The 7,525-nt window shown below is 39.4% G+C and carries 10 protein-coding genes; 5 read left to right on the forward strand and 5 right to left on the reverse strand.

Annotation, left to right across the window (positions count from 1 at the left end; genetic code table 11):
- The first annotated feature begins 1,113 nt into the window (after window positions 1–1,113).
- Both HQR03_RS13745 and HQR03_RS13750 read left to right on the forward strand, forming a co-directional pair.
- Window positions 1,114–1,431 carry a type IV secretion protein Rhs gene (locus tag HQR03_RS13745; RefSeq protein ID WP_173240567.1) on the forward strand — a complete coding sequence of 106 codons (318 nt, stop codon included), beginning with the start codon at window positions 1,114–1,116 and terminating at the stop codon, window positions 1,429–1,431.
- Window positions 1,432–1,453: 22 nt separating this feature from the next.
- The gene (locus tag HQR03_RS13750) at window positions 1,454–1,654 is read left to right on the forward strand and encodes a DUF7336 domain-containing protein (protein WP_173240569.1); all 201 of its coding nucleotides are present in this window, start codon (window positions 1,454–1,456) and stop codon (window positions 1,652–1,654) included.
- Window positions 1,655–1,685: 31 nt separating this feature from the next.
- Here HQR03_RS13750 and HQR03_RS13755 read toward each other — a convergent pair whose 3' ends face one another.
- The 3 genes from HQR03_RS13755 to HQR03_RS13765 all read right to left on the reverse strand — a co-directional run bounded on the left by HQR03_RS13755 (window position 1,686) and on the right by HQR03_RS13765 (window position 3,117).
- The gene (locus HQR03_RS13755) at window positions 1,686–1,958 is read right to left on the reverse strand and encodes a type II toxin-antitoxin system RelE/ParE family toxin (protein ID WP_444525857.1); all 273 of its coding nucleotides are present in this window, start codon (window positions 1,956–1,958) and stop codon (window positions 1,686–1,688) included.
- Between the two features lie 7 nt (window positions 1,959–1,965).
- Window positions 1,966–2,223 (reverse strand): type II toxin-antitoxin system RelB/DinJ family antitoxin, encoded by a 258-nt coding sequence (locus tag HQR03_RS13760; RefSeq protein WP_173240573.1) that lies wholly within the window; start codon window positions 2,221–2,223, stop codon window positions 1,966–1,968.
- A gap of 699 nt (window positions 2,224–2,922) precedes the next feature.
- Window positions 2,923–3,117 carry a hypothetical protein gene (locus tag HQR03_RS13765; protein ID WP_173240575.1) on the reverse strand — a complete coding sequence of 65 codons (195 nt, stop codon included), beginning with the start codon at window positions 3,115–3,117 and terminating at the stop codon, window positions 2,923–2,925.
- Between the two features lie 76 nt (window positions 3,118–3,193).
- Between HQR03_RS13765 and HQR03_RS13770 the strand changes: the two genes are divergently transcribed.
- Window positions 3,194–4,195 carry a PAAR domain-containing protein gene (locus HQR03_RS13770; RefSeq protein ID WP_173240577.1) on the forward strand — a complete coding sequence of 334 codons (1,002 nt, stop codon included), beginning with the start codon at window positions 3,194–3,196 and terminating at the stop codon, window positions 4,193–4,195.
- Window positions 4,196–4,515: 320 nt separating this feature from the next.
- Here HQR03_RS13770 and HQR03_RS13775 read toward each other — a convergent pair whose 3' ends face one another.
- A complete protein-coding gene (locus tag HQR03_RS13775; protein WP_173240580.1) occupies window positions 4,516–6,189 on the reverse strand; it encodes a MobA/MobL family protein in 1,674 nt (557 codons plus the stop codon).
- On the reverse strand, window positions 6,189–6,386 hold the full coding sequence (locus HQR03_RS13780; RefSeq protein ID WP_173240582.1) for a hypothetical protein: 198 nt from the start codon (window positions 6,384–6,386) through the stop codon (window positions 6,189–6,191). The genes HQR03_RS13775 and HQR03_RS13780 overlap by 1 nt, the downstream gene beginning before the upstream one ends.
- A 199-nt stretch (window positions 6,387–6,585) precedes the next feature.
- On the opposite strand from HQR03_RS13780, the gene HQR03_RS13785 reads away from it, so the two are divergent.
- A complete protein-coding gene (locus HQR03_RS13785) occupies window positions 6,586–6,849 on the forward strand; it encodes a hypothetical protein (protein ID WP_173240584.1) in 264 nt (87 codons plus the stop codon).
- A complete protein-coding gene (locus HQR03_RS13790) occupies window positions 6,839–7,138 on the forward strand; it encodes a hypothetical protein (protein WP_173240586.1) in 300 nt (99 codons plus the stop codon). The genes HQR03_RS13785 and HQR03_RS13790 overlap by 11 nt, the downstream gene beginning before the upstream one ends.
- Window positions 7,139–7,525: the final 387 nt, after the last annotated feature.

The raw sequence follows: 7,525 nt of genomic DNA on the forward strand, positions 1-7,525 counted from the left end.
GCCCTTTATTTTCAAGGGTTCAGGCTTACTTATCTTTTCACCTTAGTTTTTTAATCAACGATCTCGACACTCACTCTGCTGATTGAGTGCTTTTTTTTTTTTTTTTTTTTTTGCTATTATTATCTTAACTTAAATTTTTCTTCAATCTCTTATGTTATATAGCCTAGTGGGCTATATAACACTTGACTGAGCCTAAGTTGTTCTTATGCTCTTGGTTTGGCTGGGTTCTGAAATCAGGGAACACTCACCCTAAAGGACTCACAGATGAAAATCTGCAAATCCTTTAGTGTTGTTACCTTGACGGTGCTCACTCATGCCCTCGGCACGACTTGGGACACTCATCAGGAGGTCATCACTGTATCAAGCTGACCCTGTTAAGATTACGGCTGATAGCACCGCCTAGACACGCTCTTAACCGCTATACGCTTTCTAATGCTAGCAAGGGCTTACTACCCAATGTACCGCTTCGAAAGACAATATAACCACTCATTGCGTTGCTCAATATGTCTAGAACCCCCTGTCGAGAGCTTACTGTCACCCATGCAATGCAGTCGTCACTGATGCCTGCCACCCATTACAAGGGAACAGTTACAAGTCGTGAGGGGCGTGAGTAACGAGCAAATAAGCGGTTTTACTGGGTAAAATTGGTAATTTACGGTAGTAATATGGGTAATTTGATTGCAAAATAGCCTAGATTTGGCTTAGAATATGCCCTAATGGGCTTAATTGCTGGTCAAATAACGCACTGTGAATGCTTATTTGGTCGTTACAGTCGTCGTCAAACGTCTGTAACCATTAACGAATATTAAACGATAAACGCCCCTACTACGTCAAGTGCTAGGGGCGTTTATTTTTTTGGGGATGGGTAAGCAGACCTTAATAATGGGCTAGAGTGCGTTATTAAGCATAGCTTAAATTAAATCTTGTCCTCAAAAAGACAAACCATACTTTTAAGTATATTATCCGCTAAGTATTTTATGTGTGTATATCTTATAAAAAATAATGTAGAAAATATTTTGGTAACAATTCTTACTTAAATACCATATAAGAGTAGACCTTAATCGGTAATTATTAGTTTTCAAATTAAAATAATTATTTACCAGAAGGATGGATATGAAAATAATAGTTTCTGCTATTTTGGCTACTTTTCTAACTACTTCTATAGCCTACGCTGCACCTAATACTAAAGTATTTCCTAAATGTTATGAATATAAAGTTCGAGATACTTCTAAAAAAGGTAAAGAAGGAGCTACCGATGCACCTGATTGGGTAAAACAAGGAGCTTATAGACCATGTAAACGCCCTAATGAAGATGGGAAAACTTTCGCTGACAGAGTTATACGTCAGCAATATAATACTGATAATTATCAAAAGGGTGCGTCGACTGAGTTTAGTAGAATACAGAAATTTGGCGATAGATCATTTAAGTAAATAAATTAAAAAAGAGGTTAAAATGAAAAATGTTTATGTACTAGAGCACTCAGCAGAAGGTTTAGTTGAAAGAATGAAGTTACTAGGCGTTTATAGTTCTAAGGAAGAGGCTGAAAAAGTCATTAGTATTCTAAGTGAAAAACCAGGATTTAAAGATTATCCAGATGATTTCGTCATTGACGAATACGAAGTTGATAAAATGTGCTGGTCTAGTGGCTTTTAAGATCGAGTATTGGCCCAATAAGTAGAAGGCGTTAGCTAAATAGTTCTGAATGACTACCTAGCCTTACCAGTTGTAAAATATCATCATCTTTTTTCAAGTATATTAGTACTACGTCAGGTTTAATATGACAGTCTCTAAAATCCTTCCACTCACCTACTAGAGCATGGTCACTATACTTTTCAGGTAAGGGTAAGTCTTTACATAAGCAATTTATAGCTTCAGCCCATTCAGGTGTCATCAAATGGGTAATTAACTTTTTTGCATCTCTTTTAAACTTGTTCTCTGTAACTATCTTTCGCATCATTTGGCTCTTATAGTGTTCTGAGAAGCTCTTCAGGCGTATAACTTTCTGTAAAATCTGTTCTGTTCAGAGCTTCACGCATAGCCTTCTGAGTTTCCATATTAGGTTCAACCCAGTCAAAAGACAAAGGCACTTTTCGAGTTTTAACAATTTGGTTTGCCAATAACTTAAAAACTTGAGGCGTAGTCAATCCATAGCTAGCTAGGACGTTATCTAACTGTTTTTTAGTATCAGTATCCAAACGCATATTAAAATTCTTTGTAGACATTTTATTAACCTTCTATTATTTTTAGTAAAGAATATGTAAGACCAAATCTTTACAAGAACGATTGTATCATATGTTTTTGGTTAGGTGAATCTATTTTAGCGTTCAAATCCTAAATCACGCTGTCTACTATGCTCGCATTCTGCTTGCTATACATACTCCTTATCGTTCTTATAATCTCCTTTGTATCCGCTGATACAAAGTGCTTTTCTATAAAAACGGTGTTATATCTATCAGCAATATGATCTCCACTATTGTGGCAAAAATATCTAAAATTAAAGATAGTATTTTAAGGTTTTTCATGTGTAAATCCTTTAATAATTTAAGTTGTGTGAGAAATCAGCAAGGCGTCGAATTAAGTTTTTAGCGCTATTCCCTATGTCTGGTTTTATTATGGTTATTAGCCATAAATCGTGTTAGATGATGCGGTTCAGGTAAAACTATTATCCACGGTTAAAATCAGATATTTAGGGGGTGTTCCATTAACAACTGATGACGCGCTTTCAAGGTTGTTAGGACAAAAAAAGACCTTCAGGATTTCTGAAGGTCTTTTTATTTTGGGTGAGATTTTTGGCTATTTCAGAGCAACCGAACCAGTGAATTTCCACCCCTATTTCCATTTACCATAATGTACCTTTATGCGAAAAATGACACTCTATGTCGTGCTAAACGCGCATGTTTTGGACTTATTTTTGCTACGGTCTACAGTCTCACATAACGCCACGTTTTTAGCCCCATTTCTTGCGCCCACAACTTAGCAGTTGCTTTGTCACCTGCTATTGGCACTATGTTCAAATCTAGCACCTCACTCAGTGAATAAGTGGTACTACTCACCGTTTTAGGGTCGAATACATACCATCTAAAAACTCTCTCTGTGGTTGCTAATACATATCTCATCAATCACCTCGCTTTATAAACTTATGTCCATTTATCATGTTAGAATTTATGTCTTAGGTATATTTAGGACGATACTATGGCAGCTTATATCACCGTAGGCGCGACGACAACTCATGGCGGTAAGGTGATTAGTGGCTCACCACACACGACTCACAACGGTATTCCCATATCGCGTAAAGGCGATAAAGTCGTTTGTAAGAAGTGTAAAAAACTGACGACTATTTTGACAGGGGATGCCTCGTTTATTGTCGATGGTGCACCCATTGCTCGCGCAGGAGATGTAACCAGCTGCGGTGCTAAGCTCATTGCAGTTCAGCAGTCGTTCTGTGAATCTGGTTTTGAAGTGATGGGCGTTGAGCAACCAGCGCCTATACAGTTTCCTAAATCTGATCCAGAAAGTTTGTTTGCAAGCCTTGCAGCTTCTGACGATAAAGATTCTGAAGATGAAATGTCTGATGATGACTTGTGGGTTTGGGTTGACGTGTCTACTGAACAAGCATTGGAAGAGGGTGGACTTTGGGCAGGCCCTGGCATGTATGGCACAGATGAAATACCAGGATCTTCTGCAGCGAGAGAGAGAGCTAGATTACAAGGCATAGAAGATAGAAGACAACCTGTAGGGAATAATGACTATGTGAATTTCACTAAAGATGGTAATCATGCTTATGACTATATATCGCCGCCTGTATGTTCAATACATGATCCTAATTGCAGTATCAAATCCGTAGTGAATTTCTTAAACAAAAAAGGCGTGTATCCAAAACAAAAAACACCTATTTCACCAGGTAGAAACAACGTTTCTAACGCAGATATTCCTGGGCCATGGGGAGAGGATAGCATTCAATCTTCTGGCCTTTATGACAGTGCAGGAAATCAAATTGGTGTTAGAAATGAAACTTTGGAAAACCATAAGTTACATCCAGGAGTTGTTGAGCGAAGAGTTATACTAAAAGGAAGTAATATACATATATTAACTGAGGGAGGTGGATCTGGACTGTTAGGCGGTCCTAATGTTCTACTTCGAGCTAATACATGGGGAAGAGTTGATCAAGTAGTAATTGACGAGTTTAAAAAGTAGTATTATAAGATTTTTTATTTACTAATTTATAGTCGTTCATAACAGGAGTTTATCAGCTATCAAATTTATGGAATTTATCATCATTATGTTTGGTACAATCTACCGTTACATAGGGCTAATCCCTTCAATAATAATTGTTGCTCTAAGTCCTATTTACTTTCTATTATATTTCGGCTTCTATAGAAAAGTTATTGTCTTAGCATCTCCTGTTGGAGCTCTTTGCATAATTGTGTCCGTTTTATTATCACTCTTCATGACAGTGATATCTTTTATGGTTAGCGCTTCTATGGGAATGTGGGGTTAATATAAAACCGTCTCTTTTAGCGATCAATCTCTATACCTTGGCTCTGTTGCCGTTCTAGCTCTGCTTGCTGTGTCTGCCTTGTCAACTCTGCTCTATCTACTGTAACAAGCTCTGCTTTGTTATCCTTGTTATAAGTCACCCTTACTTTATCGCCCACGTTCGGCAACTCCTCAAAGCTATCTAAGTCATGGTAAACATTCCTGCCTGTTGGGGTCTTCTGCATAACGCCAAGACGAGTCACTGCGGTTATCTCTCCTGTGTACTGTCGCCCTGCCTGTGCTTCTGTAGCCCCATATCTGAACGATGCGTGATAATTCAGTGTCTCCCTTGCTTGCTCATGCGTGGCGTGGGCTTGGGGGGCTGTATGCTCGATATTTTTTTTAGCATCCATTGTAAGATCACGCTTTTTGGTCGCATTAAAATCTCTCTTGATCCCTTTGTACTCACTAGCTAGCTCTTTCATCTGCTTTTCACGTTTACCCCTACCTAGCCATGAATTATTATCTTTTAATGCTTTATGTTCAGCCGCAAGCCTTGTCATATCAGCCTTGTATGGCTCTATGGTCTTTGCCCTAATCTTCTCCGCAGTCTGTGCCACCATTTTATCAAAGCCTTGCTGCACATCTAACGCTTCGTTGACAGTCTGCCCTTCAATTACAGGGGCAATATCAGCCTCTATTTGCGGCTTTGGCGGTGACGGTGGGGTATCGGTAGCTTGTAGGGCTTTGGCTGCTTGTTGCTTGGCTCTGAGTGCGTCCATGCCCTGCTGAAACTCTAAGGCTTGTTTTTGTTCTTCCCTCTTGTTGGTGTCGATGCGAATTTCTAGCGCTAAACCCTGTATTTTTAGATTACCGGCGTTGATAGCTCGGTTAATGTCGCCCCTGTCTGTTTCTAGTCCTCTGCGCTCCATTGCTGACGCTTTCCATCCTAGTTTTTGCGTAGGTAGCTGCTCGATGCCACGTTCGGCATAGCTGCGGTGGTCGATGCGCTCATTAAAGCCTTTACGCTCTAGGGCTTGGTTAGCTATCTTCGCCCATTCTGCCCTAAGCTCTTTTATCTCAATGCTTGTTGCGCCTAGCCCTAGCGTCTTACGCTTAGTATTTGATAGCTCGATGGTCGCTTTGTCGCCAAACTCAACTTGACCATCAGCTGACAAGCTGACTTGTCTTGTCGTGGTCATAATGTGAGCATGATAATTTTTATTACTGCCTTCTTCATCGGGAGCATGAATGGCTACGTCAACCGCAACCCCATATTTTTTAGATAGCATTTTTCCAAAATCTAAAGCGGTTTGAGTGCCTGAAAAATCTTTTGCGTGATGCTCCGCAAACTCTTTTCGCAACTGGTAGTCAGTAAGTAGCTCGGTACTTCGCCTTTCATCATCGGTTAACTGTTCTGGGTATTCGGGCATTAACTCAGATGGAATAGCAACTATCCACTCTCTAGCCGTTCTAGCATCTTTTCGCTTCTCGGCTTGTTCCGCTAAATTCCACAGCTCGCTTCTATCAATTTCGTTATCGTCTTTATCAAAAACAGTGGCAAGAAGAACGCCCCCACGCTTACTATAATCATGGGTAAGTCCTGTGCGCTCATCCGTGATTTCTGCACCGGCACGATAGGCAGCTGATGCTGTGGCACTTCTGCCACTGCTACGACTGATCGGCTTGGTGGTGGCGTGATAGATTGCCATTAGGGATGTATCTCATTTTTTAGGGTGAACATAATGCCTAATAACAGCCGTTCTTCAATCTCGGTGAGGGCATTTAAACCGTAGTCATGCGTCTTTAATATGACCGCTTGTTGGTCTGCGGTTAGATCAACCGTGATCGGTTCACTGGTTGCAAGCTCTCTATACTTCTCAAAACTTGAGGCTTCAAATAGACTCATTATTCTTATTCCTTTTTTTGAGATTTAGTCATTTTGGCTTTTGCTCCGCAGGACGCTCTTAGGACTTGTCAAAACCATGAAACGAAGTATAAGGATTTAACAAGTCGTAAGTGCGCACTTGTCTAAAAAGACAGCCAAGTGAAACAACTCCGATTCACTGTTATACTAACACAGACCATAAATTTTTCTAGGTGAGATTATGCCAACGATAGAACAAAAGATAGCCCGCAAACAAGACGAGCTGAACCGATTAAAGACCAGACAAAGAAAATTAGAGACAGGTCAAAAAGTCATCATCGGTGGCATGATGTTGTCCCTCGCTAAAGATGACCCACAGATAGCCGAGCAGCTGCTTAACTTGATTAGTAAGCACATCACACGCAAAACAGATTTAGACCGCTTAGAGGACGTTATCACCGAATTAAGAAGCGATTTTGAGAGGGGTTTTAATCATGGCGTATGATTATTTTATTTCGACAAAGGGAAATAATGACAGAATAAAAATTCCCGAATGGACTAACAACCGTGACAATAGAATGGAATCTTATACCTCAAATGGTGAGGTGGACTATCGAGGTAACTTCACTGGCGATGAATTGATCCAACTAGCCAATAACTATGCTGAAATTTGGGGGGATGCTATGAACAGTTTTCATGCAGACCTTCAAAATAAAGGCTTGGCGTACATAAAAAATGCTGAGACAGATCAATTCACTCTATCAGCGATTTACTGGTCATCAGATGCTTACTAATTTAGACCAACTAAAACACTTTTTTTTGACGTTTTTTTAAATATAATTTGTTTTTTTTAAGAATATTAAATGTTGTAGTTAGCTAGAAATTCAAGCTGTAGCCCTTTACTTTCAAGGATTCAGGGGAAGGGGAGTCTTACTAATAGTGGTTACTTTTAAAGAATATAATTTGTTTTTTTTTGGCTAAAAATTTAAGCCGCAGCCCAGTTTTTCAAGATAATGAACATTTTTTTAAATTAGTTGTCTTTAAAATAAAATAAGTTCATTTAAGCTATAGCCCTTTATTTTCAAGGGTTCAGGCTTACTTATCTTTTCACCTTAGTTTTTTAATCAACGATCTCGACACTCACTCTGCTGATTGAGTGCTTTTTTTTTTTTTTTTTTTTT

Origin of the sequence: Psychrobacter okhotskensis, assembly GCF_013248965.1 — a bacterium.
Taxonomy (GTDB): domain Bacteria; phylum Pseudomonadota; class Gammaproteobacteria; order Pseudomonadales; family Moraxellaceae; genus Psychrobacter; species Psychrobacter okhotskensis.